13 protein-coding genes are annotated in these 19,503 nt (G+C 45.6%); 4 read left to right on the top strand and 9 right to left on the bottom strand.

The window, feature by feature from the left end; genetic code table 11:
• Positions 1-8: 8 nt before the first annotated feature.
• Complete coding sequence (locus tag AC58QT_RS29225; RefSeq protein ID WP_497412042.1) at positions 9-3,347, bottom strand: GH36-type glycosyl hydrolase domain-containing protein; 3,339 nt, start codon at positions 3,345-3,347, stop codon at positions 9-11.
• Between the two features lie 24 nt (positions 3,348-3,371).
• Positions 3,372-5,540, bottom strand: coding sequence for a glycoside hydrolase family 3 N-terminal domain-containing protein (locus tag AC58QT_RS29220; RefSeq protein WP_497412041.1), 2,169 nt, complete (start codon positions 5,538-5,540; stop codon positions 3,372-3,374).
• A gap of 400 nt (positions 5,541-5,940) precedes the next feature.
• On the opposite strand from AC58QT_RS29220, the gene AC58QT_RS29215 reads away from it, so the two are divergent.
• The 3 genes from AC58QT_RS29215 to AC58QT_RS29205 all read left to right on the top strand — a co-directional run bounded on the left by AC58QT_RS29215 (position 5,941) and on the right by AC58QT_RS29205 (position 9,066).
• On the top strand, positions 5,941-7,188 hold the full coding sequence (locus AC58QT_RS29215) for a sugar ABC transporter substrate-binding protein (protein WP_497412040.1): 1,248 nt from the start codon (positions 5,941-5,943) through the stop codon (positions 7,186-7,188).
• 112 nt (positions 7,189-7,300) lie between these two features.
• The gene (locus AC58QT_RS29210) at positions 7,301-8,188 is read left to right on the top strand and encodes a carbohydrate ABC transporter permease (protein ID WP_497412039.1); all 888 of its coding nucleotides are present in this window, start codon (positions 7,301-7,303) and stop codon (positions 8,186-8,188) included.
• Positions 8,189-8,208: 20 nt separating this feature from the next.
• Positions 8,209-9,066 (top strand): carbohydrate ABC transporter permease, encoded by an 858-nt coding sequence (locus tag AC58QT_RS29205; RefSeq protein ID WP_497412038.1) that lies wholly within the window; start codon positions 8,209-8,211, stop codon positions 9,064-9,066.
• A 138-nt stretch (positions 9,067-9,204) separates the two neighbouring features.
• On the opposite strand, the gene AC58QT_RS29200 is transcribed toward AC58QT_RS29205, so the two are convergent.
• The 4 genes from AC58QT_RS29200 to AC58QT_RS29185 form a co-directional block, all read right to left on the bottom strand.
• A complete protein-coding gene (locus tag AC58QT_RS29200) occupies positions 9,205-10,218 on the bottom strand; it encodes an ABC transporter substrate-binding protein (protein ID WP_497412037.1) in 1,014 nt (337 codons plus the stop codon).
• 118 nt (positions 10,219-10,336) lie between these two features.
• Positions 10,337-11,149: a helix-turn-helix transcriptional regulator gene (locus AC58QT_RS29195; protein WP_497412036.1), complete on the bottom strand. Its 813-nt coding sequence runs from the start codon at positions 11,147-11,149 to the stop codon at positions 10,337-10,339.
• A gap of 87 nt (positions 11,150-11,236) precedes the next feature.
• Complete coding sequence (locus tag AC58QT_RS29190; RefSeq protein WP_497412035.1) at positions 11,237-11,455, bottom strand: hypothetical protein; 219 nt, start codon at positions 11,453-11,455, stop codon at positions 11,237-11,239.
• Between the two features lie 193 nt (positions 11,456-11,648).
• On the bottom strand, positions 11,649-12,257 hold the full coding sequence (locus tag AC58QT_RS29185) for a TetR/AcrR family transcriptional regulator (protein WP_497412034.1): 609 nt from the start codon (positions 12,255-12,257) through the stop codon (positions 11,649-11,651).
• A 172-nt stretch (positions 12,258-12,429) separates the two neighbouring features.
• Here AC58QT_RS29185 and AC58QT_RS29180 point away from each other — a divergent pair, with 172 nt between their 5' ends.
• The gene (locus AC58QT_RS29180; protein WP_497412033.1) at positions 12,430-13,290 is read left to right on the top strand and encodes an NADPH-dependent F420 reductase; all 861 of its coding nucleotides are present in this window, start codon (positions 12,430-12,432) and stop codon (positions 13,288-13,290) included.
• Positions 13,291-13,609: 319 nt separating this feature from the next.
• On the opposite strand, the gene AC58QT_RS29175 is transcribed toward AC58QT_RS29180, so the two are convergent.
• The 3 genes from AC58QT_RS29175 to AC58QT_RS29165 form a co-directional block, all read right to left on the bottom strand.
• Positions 13,610-15,646, bottom strand: coding sequence for an S-layer homology domain-containing protein (locus AC58QT_RS29175; RefSeq protein ID WP_497412032.1), 2,037 nt, complete (start codon positions 15,644-15,646; stop codon positions 13,610-13,612).
• 228 nt (positions 15,647-15,874) lie between these two features.
• Positions 15,875-17,227, bottom strand: coding sequence for a hypothetical protein (locus tag AC58QT_RS29170; RefSeq protein ID WP_497412031.1), 1,353 nt, complete (start codon positions 17,225-17,227; stop codon positions 15,875-15,877).
• Between the two features lie 46 nt (positions 17,228-17,273).
• The gene (locus tag AC58QT_RS29165; RefSeq protein ID WP_497412030.1) at positions 17,274-19,496 is read right to left on the bottom strand and encodes an AraC family transcriptional regulator; all 2,223 of its coding nucleotides are present in this window, start codon (positions 19,494-19,496) and stop codon (positions 17,274-17,276) included.
• Between the last annotated feature and the right edge of the window lie 7 nt (positions 19,497-19,503).

Here is a 19,503-nt window from a genome sequence, read left to right as displayed (position 1 = left end):
CGCTTACCTTACACAAACACGTCAATGACATTGGTATCTTCATTCAAAAGAGAGATCAAATGCTGTTCTCTGATACGGAGACCACCTTGACGGTAGCGGTTCGCAGTTTCTTCTGCAATCGCTTCTTTACCGTTCACCATCACACGCGAATTGCCGTCCAGATGATAGACGAATGTGACCAAACGTCCCTTCACCTCAAAATCGAAGCGCAGCCCATCCAGATCTTGCGGCAATACAGGATCGATGACAAGGTCGCCGCCGTCCAACCGAATGCCCAAGACATTCGAGATCAGCTGGTTCATGTAGATTCCCGGACCGCTGGAATAGATTCGCCAGCCGCCTTTTACAGGCACGGCGCCTTCTTTCAGTTCTTCGAAACTCTCCTGTGCTTCGTAGCGCGTATTGAACTGCCCATCCGAGCTGCTGAAATAGCTGTTGCTTTGGCGCAGCTCCGCGTTCGGAACAACACCACGGATGCCTACAGGGTTAATCATCTCGAGTCCCTTCCAAGCTTCGTCTGCTTTACCCAGCTTGGCCATAGCCTCTACAAAACGAATGTGCGCGTGGACGTACTGCAAACCAACCTCCCGACCAAAGTTCGCGGCTTGCTCCGCGCGTTTAAAATTCGTACTGACACCGCCAGCGTAGTTGGCTGGACGATTCATCAAACGAACACCATCTGGACAATATAATTCGTCCTTAATGATCTGGTAGTGCGAGAGAGCTTGCTCCTCTGTCAGCAGCTCGCCAATCATGCTGCGTGTCATTGGGAGCAAGCGGTATTGGATACCTGTCTTTTGATCCGTTGGGTGCAGCATGAGCTCTGCCTTCCCTGGCTCTTCCATATAGACGAAGCCTGGGATGACATCTGTCCCCAACATATATTGGTTGAAGTCGGCCTTAATACCAGCTGCCAAACTTTGAAGCTCAGCTGCCATACTTTCATCCGTTCCCACAAGGACCTCAGACAATTGATTGAATACTTGATATGTCAGTGCAACCGTCCAAGAGCTGACCATATATTGCTTTAACTGCGCGTTAGCCGGTTGAAGCGTGTCATCCCAATCGCCGTCGCCGTAAGAGGAGAGGTGCGTTCCATGTAAGAAATGATTCTTAATGTAGGCAATCTCTTTCTTGGCATGATCGTATAAGGTTGCTGACTCTTCCGTAAACTCGCCAATATGACGCTTCGTGTAAGGAACTTTTTCCTGTAAAATGCGATAGTCCTTGGTCGCGGTTAAATAATCACTCAACACTTTCAACGGCCACACGATAATGTCGCCATGGCTCTCTTCTTGCTGAATCGCAGCATAGCGATCGAACATAAACCACTGCGGCCAATTGCCATCGTCCTCATACTGGTGGGAATAGACCGTTTTGAGAATATCACGGACTTCGCCGTATTTATGCGTCGCTAGGAAATATTCTGCCGGTCCTTGGCACACGTCACGTGTTCCCCATGCAGCTCCACCATACTGCTCCAAGCCGTGAGGAACAGAGTAGTGAACAAGCATGTTGTGTGTATACCACCAGGCAAGGGTATTTACCTTGTTCAGGCTATCGGCTGTACCGTTGCTATGCGACAAATGAAATCCATTCATAACCGTGGCGAAAAAGTCGCGGTAGCGTGTGATCTCATCTGCAGCATTCACTTTAGTAAATGGCAGCTCTTCATCCCTTAGAAGACCTTGAATGGTTAGGCTCCATTCCCTGCTTTCGCCTAGCGCCATAACAACAAGGGACGCAGAAAGAGGCTGTGCGTTTTGCGCCAGAAGCGTCTCGTCATCCAGCTTGAAATCCGTCCCTTGAACCTGCATACGGTAGCACAGATTTGGCCACACTTTGGCGCTGTCGGATGCGGAGTCCGCATAGATGGAAACCACGGCCCCATCCTGCTGGATGTTAAATGGCTTCTCGTACTCGTTGTTGTTCATCGTAACTTGATTCGTGACGAGGTAGCGGTACGCTTTACCACTCGCGGAACGGACCTGCAGATGGATTTCAGGCGTATCCACTGTTGTCAGATTCGTGATGACAATCATATCGTTCGGCGTTTTGTAGTACCAACGGGCATAATTGAAGCCAAGCTCGAACATCGATGGCATCGTGAGCAACTGATATTGACCATCCATCTCGACGTAAATCCGCTGCCCCGAAGTCTTCATAACGTTCAACGCATTGCGTGCATTCGTCAGCATTTTGTTAAATGAGGTATTCCCGACCACTACCTGTGAATTGAAGATCCCGTACATATAGGACGTGGTCGTCATAACGTCTTCCTTCAGGCGGGCATTATCCCCCGACATCAGAATATGACCATGCGGGCGCTCCACACGAAGTTCTTTCTCCTTCAACACGACGTGTTCATGCGTTTCCGTGAAGAAAGACAAAAGCACATCACCGTCATATTCTTGCTGATGTCGGTTTGGGAAATAATGTCCGATTTCTTCGCGCGTCATAGAAACCGTAGCTAGCGGCGTACCGATGTTCTCGGAGAGTCTCACTTCTGCAAGCTGTTTGCTGGACTCGTTGCTTCGAGCCTCAGCTTTCTGCCAGGCATTCTGCACCTCCGATGCAAAGGCTAGCGTCTCGATAGCCTCCGGATGATCCGGCTTGAACAGACCGTAGAAGACGAAACGTGCTGTGCCGTTCACCTTCAACTTCTCAGATTGCAATGCCGTGTACGCGAATTCGTATTGGTACACCTCGTTAGCCAACATGTCTCGGCTCAGCGCTTCCGGCACATTTGTTTCCTTATACGACTTTCCAAAAAACTGAAAACCATCCGTCGAATACCCGACCACTTTGGTTAATCCACCTTGCTGCACATAAGGAAATGCTCCTTGTTGCGGCATGTTTTGGCGAGAACAAACGGCATAACCGTTTTGAACGTGCTCAAAGACAGCGTGATCGATGTATTGTGACATGTACGCTTCATTACTGCGAACGCCACCCTTGTCTGCAAGGCCAATATCCTGTGCATACACGATGTCCACATCCACATCATTTCCTGTCACCTTTACGTCCCAGAACCAGATGTCCCCTGGCGTCAGATGGAAAGTCACTTCATATGTGAGTCCTTCAGCGGACCCTGTCCACGTTACTGTCGATTCCGAATACTGTACGCGGCTTGCCGCATGAACACCTATCAGTGGTGTAACTTTAATGCCTTGAGCCGTATGCACACGTAAGAATAAGTTATTTAAAGAGCCATCAACTGGATTCGCTACCCATTGATTGATCATCGTGTTCTTATAAGTTATTTCACGGATATCTCCGCTATTTAAGAAGGAAAATTGCAAATTTCCTGATTTCAGTTGAAAATCCACCTGTTCGGTAGCTGCCATGCTATTCACTCGCTTTCTAATTGCTTACTTTATTAACTTAAACGAAAGTCCTTCTCTAGCATCCCGGCTATTGGGACCAATAAAAACAGTAAACTCCCCGGCATCACTTATCAAAGTAAGATCGGAATGATGATAGCGCAATTGCTCTTCTGCTAGCTCAAAAGTAACTTCCTGACTCTCGCCAGGCTGTAAAGAAACTTTACGGAATCCCTTCAGTTCTTTCATCGGACGGACGACTTCGCCTGCAACATCTCGCACATACAGCTGAACGACTTCTTCGCCTGCAACTTGGCCCGTGTTGGCTACTTTCACTCGCACAGTCAGTGGTTGATCTACGGTCATAACATCAGATGAAATTGAAGCATCACTGTATAGGAAAGTGGTATAGCTTAAACCATAGCCAAATGGATATAGCGGCTCGTTCGGAGCATCTAAGTACTGCGAAACGTAGCGAACCTGTGCGTCAGGAGCTCCCTGCGGGCGTCCCGTGTTGAAATGATTGTAATAGACAGGAACTTGTCCAACTGTAAAAGGGAACGACATTGTCAAACGCCCCGTTGGATTGCTTTCTCCATATAGAAGTTCAGCGACAGCAGCGCCGCCTTCCGTACCTGGATACCACGCCTCAAGTACAGCATCCGCAACGTCGTACACCCCATGCAAATCCAGTGGACGGCCATTGAATAGCACCGCTACCATGGGTTTGCCTAGGCTTTTCAGCTTGGCAGTCAAATCTAGCTGCGCCTGCGGTAGACGAATGTTAGCCCGGCTCCCCGCTTCGCCACTCATATCGGAGTGTTCACCTAGCGCAAGGACGATCACATCCGCATCACGCGCCACTTCCAGTGCTTCATTCAACTGTTCTTCTGTCACGTGTTCAATATTACTGCCTTGAGCCGTCACAAGAAGGGAAGCATCCACTTTCGACTTCATCCCCTCATAGAGTTGAACCGCATCTGTTTTGGAACCCAGCCACGACCATGGACCAAGAATGTCTCCATTTTGGGCAAATGGACCGATAAGCGCGATTTTCTGCGTCGTTTTGAGCGGAAGGACTTCCTCATTTTTAAGCAAGACGCAGGATTTCACTGCCAAATCACGAGCCGCACGACGATACGCTGTACTCATCACAATCTCTTGTTCACGGTCAATATCAGCGCCGCGGTACGGATTATCAAATAAGCCCAGCTTCTCTTTCAACTGCAGGATACGGAGAACAGCTTCGTCGATCAACGCCTCTTCTACTTCCCCTGATTCCACCAACTGTTTCAAATGATTCTCGTAACAGGTCGTCATCATTTCGATATCCACACCAGCCAGAATCGCTTTGCATGCCGCTTCTGCATCATCTGCAGCCACGCCATGAGGGATCATTTCCTTCACTGCACCCCAGTCCGAAATAACGACACCGTCGAAGCCCCATTCTTTACGAAGCAGATCACGCATTAATCGCTTATTCCCAGCAGCAGGAATGCCATCGATTGTGTTGAATGCTGTCATCACCAGTTCAGCACCCTCATCCAAGGCTGCTCGATAAGCAGGCAGGTAATATTCACGCATCTGGCGCTCTGACATATCCACGGTATTGTAATCACGACCGCCTTCGCCAGCACCATAAGCAGCAAAATGTTTCACACAAGCAGCTAGACGAGTAACGTCATTCTTCAAATCTTTCCCCTGGTATCCACGAACAAAAGCCCGAGCAAATTCACCGTTCAGGTATGGATCTTCGCCCGTCGTTTCCATGACACGTCCCCAGCGAGGATCACGCACCAAATCAACCATAGGCGAAAAAGTCACATGCACGCCGGCAGCGGAAGCTTCCGCTGCTGCAATTTCCGCACTCTTTTCAGCCGCTTCCATATCCCATGAACATCCAATCGCTAGAGGAACCGGGAAAATCGTTTTATAACCGTGAATGATATCCGCCATCACAAGCAGTGGAATCCCCAGACGGTTCTTTTTCAAATGAGCCTCTTGGGCGCCAATCGTTTCCTTAGCCCCAGACAAACCCAGTACAGAGCCTGTGTTTTTTATTACATCTTCCGTAAGTCCCATAGACGCCATCGGTCCGGTAATCTGCCCCTCAGTGCCCGTTCCTTCGAAGAAAGGCGCAGCCAACTGAAGCAGTTGGGAAATTTTTTCTTCTAGAGTGAGCTCCTTCAGTAGAGCAATCAATTGTTCATCCGTCATTAAGATGCCTCCCTTGGCATGATGCATTAATCTAATAGAAACGTTTCTATTTATATTATAAACATATAAAAAATAGGCGTCAACGTATTGAAAATTGCCAATAAGGTGTATTTAAACGTTTTTATTTCACAAAAATAACTAGTTGAATACGTTGATAACTTGTTTTATAATGACATCGAAACGTTTTTATTTAATAAATTGTACTTTTGTAAATTTTTTTGAATATAATCGAAACGTTTCTATTGATTGTGGTATTGCCGTATATTTATTTTGCAATAAGGGATACAACTCTATTCCTAAACTTTAGGTGCAGGTTCAAGATAACCTTTATTAGCACTTATATCTTTATGGAATAACGTGCACCCTACTATCAAATCATGACAACCGGGAGGAACAAGAAATGCGTAAATCAATTTTCACAGTAGTGGCCGGCACCGTGCTGGTGACAAGCGTTCTAGCAGGATGCGCTTCCAAAAGTAATACACCTGAAGGTTCTACAGACAGCAAGCAAGTAACCCTTAACGTTTGGGGAATGGGCGAAGAAGCGAAATCGCTTCCAAAAATTGCCGATAAATTTATGCAAGAAAATCCAAACATCAAAATTAACGTTCAAGCCTTGCCTTGGGATACTGCTCATGACAAGCTGTTGACTGCCGTTGCTTCTAAGAAAGGTCCAGACGTTCTTCAAATGGGTACAACTTGGATTCCAGAATTCGCTTCCGCTAAAGCATTAATGGACTTGAAACAGGAACTAGGCAAATATCCAGAACTTGCAGAAGCTAACTTCTATCCTGGTGCTGTCTCCACAACGAAACAAGGTGATGCTGTCGTCGGTGTTCCTTGGTATATTGATACCCGCATTCTTTACTACCGTACGGATCTATTGAAAGAGGCTGGATATAACGAAGCACCGAAAACTTGGGACGAGCTGTCCGCAGCGGCACAAAAATTAACTGCCCGCGGCAACGGTAACTACGGAATCAGCATCGATGCGAAAGAGCAATCCCTCGCTTTCATGTTCGCTCGTCAAAATGGTTCCAAGCTGCTTGATGGCAACAAACCGCTATTCAACCAGCCAGAGTTTGTCGGCGCCGTTGACTATCTGAACAGCTTCTTTAAAAACGGATCTGCACCAAAAGATCTAGGCATGGATATCGTCCCTGCGTTCCAAAAAGGAATTACCCCTATGTTCATCAGCGGACCATGGATGATCAAGTTGATCAACGACCAAGCACCTGACTTGAAGGACAAATGGGCTACTGCCGTATTACCGAAAAAACTAAACAACACATCTTCCTTGGGTGGATCTGACTTGTCTGTGTTCCAATATACCGAGCATAAGGACGAGGCCCTCAAGTTTATCGCCTACATGAGCAAGCCAGAAACACAGTTGGAATGGCTGAAGTTGACGAACACATTGCCTTCCACTAAGAAAGCTTGGGAAGACCCTGCTCTGACAGCTGACCCGAACTACAAAGTAATCGGTCAACAAATGAACGCTTCCGAGCCTATGCCACTAGTTAAGCCGTTTGAAGAAGTCGCTCAAAACTTCCTGAAAAGCTTTGAGAACATCTTCCGCGGTAATGCCAGCACACAAACTGAAATGGACGCTTTCAACAAAAAAGCTGAAACCATTTTGAACAAATAAGTTCATTGCTTGCCTATACAGCTAGCCGGCATCTCGCCGGTTAGCTGTTCATTTCCTATAAGCGTTTCTAAACGTTCTGAAGCGTTCCACCTCATAAAGGAGAGGACTTGTCATGAAGGGATTCACCTCCAAAAAAGCGCCATATTTCTTTATCGCGCCCACCTTGATTCTACTGACCCTATTTTCATTAATACCGATCCTGATCGCGCTGGTTATCAGTTTTACGAACATGGATCTGGCTGGGTTAGCCGATTATTCGAATATTAAGTTCATTGGACTCCAAAACTACAAAGATGTTCTTTCGGATCCTATTTTTAAGAAAGCCATTTTTAACACGTTGTTCTACGTTGTCATCGGGGTGCCCCTGGTCATTGTGTGCTCGCTCAGCGTCGCGATTCTGATTAACTTCGGAACCTCGCGCATTTTTAAAGTATTCCGAGTTATTTACTATCTCCCTTCCGTAACCAATGTTGTTGCGGTTGCTGTAGTGTGGTTCTATCTGTACAACCCGACATTCGGGCTATTAAATTACTTACTCAAATTAGTCCACCTTGGGCCAGTGCCTTGGTTGACTCACCCTATTGTTGCGAAAATATCGCTGATCTTATTGGCGTTGTGGAGAGCCATGGGCCTCAATATGATTATTTTCATCGCTGCCCTGCAAGGGATTCCGAAATCTTATTATGAAGCGGCTCAGTTGGACGGGGCGTCCCGTTTGCAGCAAATGCGCTACATTACGGTTCCTATGCTGCGTTTTGCAATCTTTTTCGTTTCCATCACCACCATGATTGGCTGGCTTCAGTTCTTCGAGGAGCCGTTCATCATGACACAAGGTGGTCCTTTAGACAGTACAACCTCCGTTGCTTTGTTCATTTATCGCAATGGTTTCCAGTTCAGCCACTTTGGTTACGCGGCCGCGGGATCCTTCATCCTGTTCTTCGCCATCATTATCGTGACCTTAGTTCAATTCCGATTCCAAAACAAGGACACTGACCTTTAATAAGAAAGGAGGCACACATAATGTCCGTAAAATCGGCACAAAATCAGCCTGTCGGTTCGGGAGTGAACGATCGGCTGCTCCAATGGATAGCCGGCATCGCCCTGACCGTGTTCGGATTTATGATGCTGTTACCATTTATCTGGATGGTTTTATCCACCTTCAAACCCGAGAGCGAAGTGCTGAGCATCCCGCCCACGTTGTGGCCACATGCCTTCACACTCGCTAACGTGGAAAAACTGTTTATCGACATGAACTTTGGCGTTTATTTATGGAATACGCTCCGTATCGTTTTCTTCTCCTTTATCGGTATGTTCCTGAATGCCATGGCTGGCTTCGGATTTGCCAAATATGTTTTCAAGGGCAAGGATGCCCTCTTTTACATCGTGCTCGCCACGATGATGATTCCTGGACAAGTAACCATGATTCCGATTTACCTGATCCTTAATGCCATGAATTTGACCAACACCATGACCGGTATTGTTCTTCCCGGCCTTGTTGGTGCCTTCGGTATCTTCTTGTTCCGACAGTTTATGTCCACCATTCCGGATGAGCTGCTCGAAGCCACACGAATGGAAGGCGCAAGTGAACTACGCACGTTCCTACAGATCGTGCTTCCAATTTCCAAGCCTATTCTGGCCGTTCAGGGCATCCTAACGTTCATCGCAGGCTGGAATAGCTTCCTCTGGCCGTTGATCATCGCAAACGATGAAAAGCTATACAGCTTATCTGTCGGTCTTTCCTTGATGCGCAGCCAGTCCAATCAGAACTTTGCCTTACAAATGGCTGGCGCCACCATGATGGTCGCACCAATCATTATCATCTTCATCATCTTCCAACGGCACATTATTGAGAACTTTAGTACTTCGGGGATGAAGTAATACACGAACGAGCAGGCCTTCTATGAGGCCTGCTCGTTTTTATGATCTAAGGATACTGCGCAATGCAAAAAGGAGCTTATGCCACGTTTATGGCAAAGCTCCTTTTGTTTACATACGTAATACGTATCTTCGTGACGATTACTTGAGCGCTTTTACAATGGCATCCGTACCGAACAATCTGCTGATCGGACCAAAACCATAGGCAATTGAGCCATCCATTTTGTACACATGATTTTCCTTCACAGCTTTTAAACTTTTCCAAACATCACTTTTTTCCCACTCATCCGCTAGAGCAGGCAGCGATTTATCGGTGTAATTAAAGTACCCTAGGAAAATATGATCCGGATTAATCTGCACCAAGCCTTCAAGTGTAAGTGCTGCTCCTTCACCTTTGGCTTGTTCTGGCGCTTTCAGACCTAACGGCTCATAATAATGACCAGCGTATTGCGTGCCTTGCAGCCACATTTGTTTTTCCCTTACTTGAAGGTAGGCAACATTCCCTTGCACACCTTTCAGTTGGTTCTTCGCCTCGGCGAACTTAGCTGTAAACTTGTCGATGGCTTGCTTCGCAATATCTTCTTGTCCAAGCATGTCACCAAACTTCGTCATCACACCTGGCCAGTCATTCCAAACATCCATCTTCGTTTCATCAAGAAACACAGTCGGCGCAATTTTCGACAATTGATCTGCTACTTTTTTGTTCGTCTCTGTACCCGCGATGATAAGATCAGGCGCATATTGCAGTAACTTTTCCAAGTTGACTTCCGTATTCTCCCCAACGATTGTAATCTCTTTATATTTGCTCGTATAAGGCTTGTACAACTCACTGCCCATTTGCGATTGCTTTTCCGTAAAAGGAAGTGCAACAGCAATTGACGGAACTTCAAAACTCAGGAAATCCTCCGTCAATCCCCAATGAACAAGCGCGACCTTTTCTGGTTTCTTCGCGATCGTCACTTGTTTCCCGTCGCCGCTGGCGATCGTTCGTGGAAAGCTTGCCTTAGCCGTCGATGCGCTAGCTGTAGGCGTCGCAGACGGGCTGTTGCTGCTCTCACTGCTAGACTTGGAGTTGCTGGAGCATGCGGTTAGTAAAAGAAATGCCACCATCACACACGCTGTTAGAAGGGGCATGTAACTTTTTTTCATCATCATAATCTTCCTCTCGTGAACGCTTATTGAATGATAACGATTATCATTATCGTTTTAATATTACCACTCTGTCCCGCTCACGCAAATAGAGATTTTCCCGATAGCGGGATGGATTTATTCCTTATTCGTTCCCTTTCAAGGAGGTTGGTGACCTACCATAATGCTTCTTGAACAGTCTGCTGAAATAATACGCATCCGGGTACCCTACGCTTCGGGCAATATCCCTCACGGCAAATGGCGTCGTCATCAGCAGCTCATAGGCAACCTTCATCCGATATTGAATCAAATAATGGATGGGACCGATCCCTGTATATTTCTGAAAGAGATGCGAAAAATACTTAGCCTTCATCCCATGCTGCTCCGCCAAGCTTTCCAACGTAATCGGCTCCGTATAGTGCTGGCGGATGTGCTCGATCGTCTGCTCCATCATCGAATGACTTTCGCTATTTTGCAAGTATCGCTCGTACGTCAACGTCTTATTCACTAATTGGTAAAATAATGTTTTCTTCTCAAGCAGCTCAATGTGCCCCAGCTCCGTCGAATAACGCCGTAGTTGCTTCATCAACTGTAGCAGCATCGCATCCAACTCGATATGAAGCAGATGAACCTCTCTTATCAGCAAAGACTTGCCCGAATGGGGATCCTCTGGCAAAAAATGAACCAAGAAATATTCGAACTCAGCCGAATACACTGTGATCTCAAAATGGCGGTTGTACCCGCCAATAATAGCCTTGCCCGGACTCATCGGGTAACTTATCCCGTCATATATGAAATCAGCTTCGCCCTTCAGCGCAAGAAGTACGCCGCTTTTGGTCGTCGGCTGCGCTTTGTGGCCCTGATACATGCCATTCTGTAGGTTCGTTTGAAATACACCAAATATATCGATGGGCATCTGCAGAAAAAAAGCGGCTAACGCATCATATTGATTTCCCACAAAGATCACCCCTATTCTGGATTCAACAGTTATTTACTTATTGTAATCTAGAAATGGGGTGTGCTCAATGTATCTATGACGGTCCCCCTACTTTCTTGGGAACATATACATTTGTGGCGGAGGCATGTGAATAAACGATGATTGTTTACGTGCAAATTGTTTACCGCTGATGCTAACGTGGTCTTCGTTATAACCCTCTATTAAGCCTCCTTCTGTAATTTCCTTATCACTAATAACCATTACATAATGACCAAATAAAGAAGCATTGTCGAAATCTATATCATATTTAAGCGTATTGTGTTCCATCTTTACTCATCCTTTCTTCTACAAAGAGTATCAAATAAATGACTAAAGTCAGTATACTTCGGTCACTTTTGTTTGTCAATCTTCCAGATTTGTCTAATTTAAAATACTATCTTCCCACTTATTGATAATCGGGACATAGAAAAGAAGCTTGATTTCTCAAGCTTCGGTGTGATCAGTTATGTCATTTTTAGTGTTATCGGAGACCTCTTATTAGCGCATCCACATATTTGTCGCTCTCTCTGACGATGTCGTAAGAAGAGCCTGAAAGGCACCATGTCATGAAAGCTCCTGTCAAAAAAGAGTAAACATAATTCACAATTTCTTCGACAGATAAATCATTCCTGAATAATGACTGCGATATTCCATCGCCGATAGCCTCATATAACAGATTTTGCTCAATACAGTCTGAAAAGAAGGCAGGCTCAGTTGAATTTTGCGATAAATTAACAACAAAAGTGAGTTTAGTTAGTTCGTCTCCAACGATGGATGGAAAGCCTAATGCCACCATAATAAAAGTTTTCAGCTTGTCCACTGGAGATGCATCTTTATTTTCAAGTATATATTTCGCAAAATTCTCATCCATATATTCGAACATATCGTCTCGAAATAATTTTCTGACGATATCCTCTTTCGACTTATAGTGAACATAAAATGCCCCTTTAGAAAGGCTGCATTTCTCGCAAATTTCATCCACTGTAACGTTGTTGTATCCTTTGGTCAAGATGAGTTCCTTCGCTACGGCGAATATCCTTTTCTTGGTGGCTTTCCCCTTCAGGTGCCGACTCGTTACCTTTTCCATCATCCTACAACCCCTCCACACCAACAACTATAACGCATTTGTTTTTAATTAGTCAAAGATTTACTCGGGGGTATTGACAGCACAAATATGACCGGAGTATACTGACTTCAGTCATAATGACTACGGTCACTTATTCGTGTCCAAAACAAAAAATCTAAGAAGGTAGGTTGTCAATATGAAAATAGCTATTATCGGAACGGGGCATATCGGAGGTAACCTTGCCCGGATTTTCACTCGCAAAGGACACACTGTTTCTATCGCGAATTCGAGTAACTCCCCAGCTTTGCATCAGCTAGCCAAGGAAACAGGAGCAACGGCCGCAACGGTCGACAATGTCACTCATGGCGCAGACGTTATTATTATCTCCATTCCAACAAAGGCAATTCTGGATTTGCCTTCGGACTTACTCATAAACATCGCTCCGGGAGCGGTTGTTATCGATACCACCAACTATTATCCATTGCACCGCGACGGCGCAATTGAGCCTATCGAGAATGGTTTGCCTGAAAGCCTCTGGGTCGAGCAGCAAATCAAGCACCCAGTTATCAAAGCGTTCAATGCCACCAATTGGTATAACTTGACGGAGGAAATTCAGTCGGAACTGCCTGGCCGCCTGGCGTTACCCGTATCCGGCGACGATACTAAAGCTAAAGCTATCGTATCCCAATTGGTGGCCGCGGCAGGATTCGATCCAGTTGATGCTGGTGAACTAGCAGAATCCTGGCGTCTACAACCCGGATCACCTGCCTATTGCACGGATCTTGGCGTAGAGGATCTGCGTAAAGCCCTATCCCAAGCGACCAAGGAGCGAAAACCAGAATCATCGGGCATCCGCTCGAACGAAGAAGAACTAAAAGCAGCGCAAGAGATGCAAAAAGCATTTTTTCAGACCCTCGGCAATGCCATTCAAGTTCTGATGGAATCGAACTCATGGACAGAAGCTGCTGCAACTAAGCAACTCGTTGCACAATTTATGACGGGCAGATCTGCAGAAGAAATTTTCAAATTCGTATTTGAGCATAAACGCCTAGCATAAGTATTGACGTCAGGAAACGAGAAAGAGGCTGTCTCAAAAGTCGATCTAGACTTTTCGAAAACAGCCCTCTTTTTCGTTCATGACCTTTGAGTCATGAACCTGCTTCCTTTCGCTTCCTGCAATCTAACTGGATATTCTCCATCTATTTGAAGAGGATTTCTACAATTCGAAAGGTTAACTGTATTTCCTGTAGTTAATTCCCTTCCATTTGCTCATATCTTCAAACTTCATGCAAATTAGCTGTAGTTTATACATCTAAACACGTAGTGGCAGTATGCAGGTGAGGGGGGAGGATGGCTATCCATGTGCCCCTCTCATTTTAAATATCAATGATTACTCCTGTTAATGCTGGATTTGAAACCGTAATTACGTATTGCCCAGGGAAGTCCACTGTGGATACATTATCTATCCTTTTTACAGTGAGATGATAATGATTACTTAGGTAATCAGCCACGACATTGATCGTTGTATCATCTGCTCCCGTTACGGTGACCCCGCCTGGACTATTGCGGTACCAAGGGAATCCACCTGCTGCAATATAAAAGCCAAGATCTTGGGCTACAGCCCAATTTTGCAATCCGAAATAAAACACGGTCAGTGATTGTTCATTATTCTTAAGATTGATGTAATCTATTTCATTCATTTCCGGTGGAATTTCGCCAGCTGCAACAGTCGTTCGGTCCAGCACGATCTGACCAGTAACCGGATCAATAGGTACTGGCGTTGTTGCAGACCATTCTATATTTCCAAGATATCCATTGTACACGAACGCCACAACATCATTGATATATTGAACATGAATAGCATGTCTTACAACGCCCTCATTTTGTGTTAACGATTCATTGACATAGGCGAACCATGTTCCACTAAAATCAGTTGCTCCACAATATTTGTTTACTATGGTGGCATTGTTTTTTATCCATGTCGTTTCTTCACCATACGGACTGCTCCAATCATTCGGTGTAACTAACAATGACTCTGCTTCTGCTTTGGTCATTCCTACTTTAACCTGATCATAATTGGCAAGTGTGCCTAAATGGGATGGTGTAACAGGGAGAAAGCCGTAGTTTAATACCACTCTACCATCAACATAATACAGCGCTGCTGTTGAAACCCCATCCGCTGACCTATACATTTGCGTATAATTTGTTCCCAATACTGGAAATGAATTTCCTGTTGTATCTAGTTCACCATCCGTTCCAAAAATAGCTGCTACTTGCTCTCTGGACATCCCATTTTGAATTTGGGCGAATGTGTCCTCTGAAAGTTCTGGAGTTGGTGCTGGTGTAACTACCACGTTGGCCAATGTAGTCACTGTCAATGGTGCGCTAGCTGAAGATACGTTACCTGCCGCATCATTTGCTTTTACTGTAAATACATAGCTAGTATTCGCCGTTAATCCATCTACCGTATAACCAATTGTTATGCCAGATTCAGATCCTGTTACAGTCGCAACCTTGACGCCATCTTGATAAACATCATAGCCAGTTGTGCCTACATTGTCAGTCGATCTCGTCCAACTCAATGTCACGCCTGTTTGGGTGATGTCTGACGATGCAAAGTTTGTTGGTGCTGTTGGCGCTGCGGTATCGCTTGGCGGTAGATATCCACCACCGCCGCCACCGCCACCACCACCAGTTGATGCGGGAGGAGGAGTTGGTGCAGGTGTTGCCGTAGGTATGGGAGCCGGTGTTGCTGTAGGTATCGGTGATGTTGCAGGCTTATTGTCCTCTTTGACTTGCTCTACACTCTCAATGAAGTTTGAGCCCATTTGTGCAGCCTCTTCACGCGTTGCGGTACCCTGCGGATTGAATGAACCATCTTCACTACCTGTAACCAGCTTATATTTGAAGGCAAGTGCTACATATTTCTTAGCCCAATTAGAAACACTTGCTGCGTCAGGGATTGTAAGCTCTGCGGAATCTTCGATTGCCCCTTGTTTTTGCAAAGCTTTCACCATGACTACTGCTGATTGTTCGCGTGTCAGCGTCGTGTTTGGTGCAAACATGCGATCACTTATTCCATCAATGATACCGTATTTTTTAGCCGCTTCAATGTACGGAACTGCCCAACCTTCAACATCCGTGAAGCTTGATACAGCTTTGTTATCAATTGGAAGGTTTAAGGATTTCACCATAATTACGATGAATTGTGCGCGAGTCAACGTTCCTTTAGGATTGAAATGCTCAGCATCCATCCCCGTTAAGATACCTTCTTTTTGAAGCTGATTGATGGCGTCTTTGGCGAATGAACCACTAATATCTGAGAATGAATTTGCAGAGGTGTCTGCCATTGCTGGGATTGCCATAGTTAGTAGGAGTGCACCCGTTACGATAGTTGATAAAATCTTTTTCATGTTGTTGTAATTCCTCCAAGGTGCTAAATCATGTGTGTTGTAAATAGTTCCTATTGATACTTTATTTAGCAGTACACAATATAACATGGAATCACATGCCAAGTATTCAGTTAAAAATTTCCTGTTCATATCTAATAACCCTTGTCTACATTTCGTCTAAAAGCCTACCCTTTCACAGGAAAAACCCGCTCCGTGAGCGGGTTCTCTATATGAGCCGATGTATTGGCATCAACCTACGCGTTTGCGAAGCGTTACAGCAACTTGCTTCTTCGGTCCAGTCAGTTGAAGACGAAACATGGCAACTTGATTTTCAATCATTTTGGCTGAAATCACATCAACACTTGCTTCAATCTCATAGCCCTCTAAATTATCCCAGTACGCGAGCCCGAACGGCATCGGCGGCCAAGGCCCGATCTCATAGACCAGTTCGATTGTTTCTTCTGTTTTCACGTAATGCGTTACATACACAGGCGGCACAGGCTCCGAGAATTCTTCTTGCATGTTCCATTTGCCCACATAATTTCGCATCATCCGCGGCTTGTTCTCGCCTTTCAGGAAGGCCATTTGGCAGTCTTTGTCATAGTAAAACAGCGTATCCGGCCAAGGGCCCTGCCCGACTCCTCCGAGCGTCATTGTATATTCGTTGATCTCCGGTTTAACCGGCGAATCACTCGTCAACATGTAGGCTGGAGCTGTTTCTTCTCGCTTGTCGTGATACATACGGACAGCTTCCGGCAGTGTTGCTAGAGTAACTGGGAATTCGCGCACGTATTGAAAAAACAACTCCTGCATCGCATCGCACGCCTCGACATGTGAGAACGGATATACCGCGAACGCCTCGCTAACCTCCATCTCATGCGCCTCTTGATGCTGGAGGAAAAAGACACGGTCATTCACAGCCGTTCCCCGCAAATAATCATCGAACAGGTGTTTCCAGTAGTCGATATTCTCACCTGTACATAGACCCGCTCTCAGCACATCGTTGGGATCCGTCGAATACACGCATGGGCTTGTTGTGTGATACGACAAATTCAGATCGCGCGCGGTCCATTCACAAGCCACAATTTGGCCGCGACCTTGATGAGGGATTTTATATCGATCACGGTCCACGTACCAGAACCCCCAGGGCACGCCTTGGTTCGTAATACCGTCCCACCACACCTGCTCCCAGCAATAGCCCCACAAACCTTGGAATCCTGCATCCTCGAGCACGCCGATAACATCGCTGTCTACAACGCCAGATCCCGCAATTTTGGTCGTTGCCCATGGGAATGCTTCTTGAAGGCATTGCCATTCTGTATCTAGTAGCTCTCTCAACTTCGCCTTAGATTTGCGTGCATCCCGATAATAGTTCGGGCATTTTAGGATGACATCATCACCATATTGGTCATGCCAGGCTCGAATGCGGTCCCCGAGTAAGGGAATGGAGCCGCTGTTTACAATCCAAGTGACAGGTATCCCATACTTATGCGCCGTTCGGGCCGTCCTGTCAACCCCTTCATCTGGGCTGCCGTGGCCCCAATCCGTATCATAATGCGAAGCCATACTCACGTACGTATAAATGAGGTTTTGTGGTTTCATATTAATTCCTTTCTTCTACAGCGGCTCGATGCCTGCGAAGGATTCGTTATTGAGCTGCGTTGCGAGTTCGAAGTCGATACTCATTAGGCGTTATACCCTGATATTTTTTAAACACCTTGCCAAAATAACTGTTGCTTGCAAAGCCGGTCTCTTCTGCAATGACGACGATGAGTTTATCGGTTTCGCGCAAAAGCTCTTGCGCCTTTTCCATACGATACTCATTGATAAAATCAGTCAACGTCTTCGAGGTATATTTCTTGATTAACCGACCCAAATATACGGGAGACATATTTAACGCTTCAGCGATCGTGTCGAGGCTTAAATCCTCACGCATATATTGTGCTGAGATCATTTGGGTAATAATGCGAATGAGTTCGTCGTATTTGGCGTTCTTCTTCTCTCCCAGCTTATCTTCAATATGGTCAAATAAAGAAGTAAATGCGATCTTCATATCTGTAAGCCGTTCCTGCTCAGAAAAATGAGCGAATAGATCATGAAACGGAATATCGAATTCATAGCCAGATGCTTTCTCAAGCGTATCGACGACCATATGAATGGCAAAAAACAATCGGAACACCGTGAGATGGAAACTCTTATAGGAGTAGCCGTCCATCGTATCCAAAATCGTCATACAGATGCTTCGAACATCCTCCATATGACCCAACATTAATGCATCTGTGAGCTGCTCCTCTTTGTGAAGGGGGTACCGAAGTTGACGGACATCGAGCTCCTTTGCCTCTGCGAAATCGATGACGGATCCCCAACCGGCAAACAATCGATATTGCGAAGCTGCCAATGTCTCCATATACAAATCCCTGACACCTGCGATACGAGCAGTTAACGGTGCTGATAATACGGCCGTCACACTAAATTTGAGATGCGTGCTAATATTATGCTGAATCTCACGGACAACACCAGCTAGATGACCCGCTCCTTTACCTTGCACAATAAGCACAATATGATCATCCCCAGCATCGACAGCCTCGCATGCATCATACTGCGATAGCAGCTCTGACGCTATGTTCATCATCGCAAAACGAAACAAACTGCGATCCTTGAAACTGTACTGTGAAGTAAATGCTTTAAAACCATCGATCCGAAACAGCAATAGCCGAATGGGCTCTGTACCGTTTAGCGTAACTCTTAAATTCGCATAAAGCGGTGCGCTCTTGTTCAGCGACTGAGGCTGCTCGGAGTTCAGCCATTTGCGTAAAAATTCTTGTTTTATCGTATGAGAACTCTCATTGATTGCCTTATGTTGTTGCACAAGCAGCTTTGACATATCCGCTATCGGACGGTTTAAAATCCGCGAGGATGTATAGGACAATGTGAACCCTATAAGCAAAAGAAAGATTGAAATCGCAATGGTGCGTTTCTTCATGGCATCGACTTCATGTACGGCATCGCTGTAAGGTGTGTATCTGACGAACTTCCAACCGAGTAAATTCGATGAATTAAAGGTCACAAGTGATTTCACACCATCGACATCCCCAATAAAATGATTCGATGATTCCTGGGAATGCAGAATGCGCTGCGCAAACGCTTGACGCGATACGTCACTTAGAATTTGATCATGGTACACGCTGCTTACGAGTACGCCATTATTGTCCATGATAATAATACTGCCGTTTTTCTTTTTATCCATGGACGTAATGGCCTTCTTCATCCATGAATCGGAAATGTTCAGGACGATCGCGTAGCTGCTGCCTGGCCCTAGACGCTCAAAGTAAATAAAGGTGTACACATTATGATCCATGTTGGCAAAATCCGTCGTATGCGGGATAACGCGCGTGTAGGGTTTCAAATTGTTCGCTGGATCAAAATTTTTAAGCAGCTGAGTAATGCCAGAATCACTGAAAAATGAACCCGGGAGAAGTCCTGTCGTATTTGTGTAAAACATATCCAGCTTCTCGTTATATAAATAAACGGAATGTAAGAAAGGCATGGAAGCAATGAGACTAATCCGGTCGGAAACCGTTTTCATTTCTACAGCATCTAGCTGATTCTGATAAAAAATTTTAGGAATTTCTTTATCTAATAGCACCTGTGAGATGGCCATTTTGGCATTTTCCAACATCGCATCAGCTGTTGTGCTGATTTGTGAAAGAGATTCCTCCGCATAATCATAGGTTCGTTTTTCTTCGATCCCGACGAACTGCACGTAGAGGATGTAGGATACCGCAAGAATGACAACGGAAATCAAGGTAGACAGAAAGAGCAAAAGTCTAGAAAAGTATCGACTCCCTTGTAAACGCTTGCGGATATCCATGTACAGC

The sequence above is a fragment of the Paenibacillus sp. J31R109 genome (assembly GCF_059692055.1).
This window is presented reverse-complemented; position numbering and strand designations above follow the sequence as displayed.

Coding starts and splice junctions, on each gene's coding strand:
- AC58QT_RS29225 (WP_497412042.1), bottom strand. CDS start 3,347: ATGGCAGCTACCGAACAGGTGGATTTTCAACTGAAATCAGGAAATTTG.
- AC58QT_RS29220 (WP_497412041.1), bottom strand. CDS start 5,540: ATGACGGATGAACAATTGATTGCTCTACTGAAGGAGCTCACTCTAGAA.
- AC58QT_RS29215 (WP_497412040.1), top strand. CDS start 5,941: ATGCGTAAATCAATTTTCACAGTAGTGGCCGGCACCGTGCTGGTGACA.
- AC58QT_RS29210 (WP_497412039.1), top strand. CDS start 7,301: ATGAAGGGATTCACCTCCAAAAAAGCGCCATATTTCTTTATCGCGCCC.
- AC58QT_RS29205 (WP_497412038.1), top strand. CDS start 8,209: ATGTCCGTAAAATCGGCACAAAATCAGCCTGTCGGTTCGGGAGTGAAC.
- AC58QT_RS29200 (WP_497412037.1), bottom strand. CDS start 10,218: ATGATGATGAAAAAAAGTTACATGCCCCTTCTAACAGCGTGTGTGATG.
- AC58QT_RS29190 (WP_497412035.1), bottom strand. CDS start 11,455: ATGGAACACAATACGCTTAAATATGATATAGATTTCGACAATGCTTCT.
- AC58QT_RS29185 (WP_497412034.1), bottom strand. CDS start 12,257: ATGATGGAAAAGGTAACGAGTCGGCACCTGAAGGGGAAAGCCACCAAG.
- AC58QT_RS29180 (WP_497412033.1), top strand. CDS start 12,430: ATGAAAATAGCTATTATCGGAACGGGGCATATCGGAGGTAACCTTGCC.
- AC58QT_RS29175 (WP_497412032.1), bottom strand. CDS start 15,646: ATGAAAAAGATTTTATCAACTATCGTAACGGGTGCACTCCTACTAACT.
- AC58QT_RS29170 (WP_497412031.1), bottom strand. CDS start 17,227: ATGAAACCACAAAACCTCATTTATACGTACGTGAGTATGGCTTCGCAT.
- AC58QT_RS29165 (WP_497412030.1), bottom strand. CDS start 19,496: ATGGATATCCGCAAGCGTTTACAAGGGAGTCGATACTTTTCTAGACTT.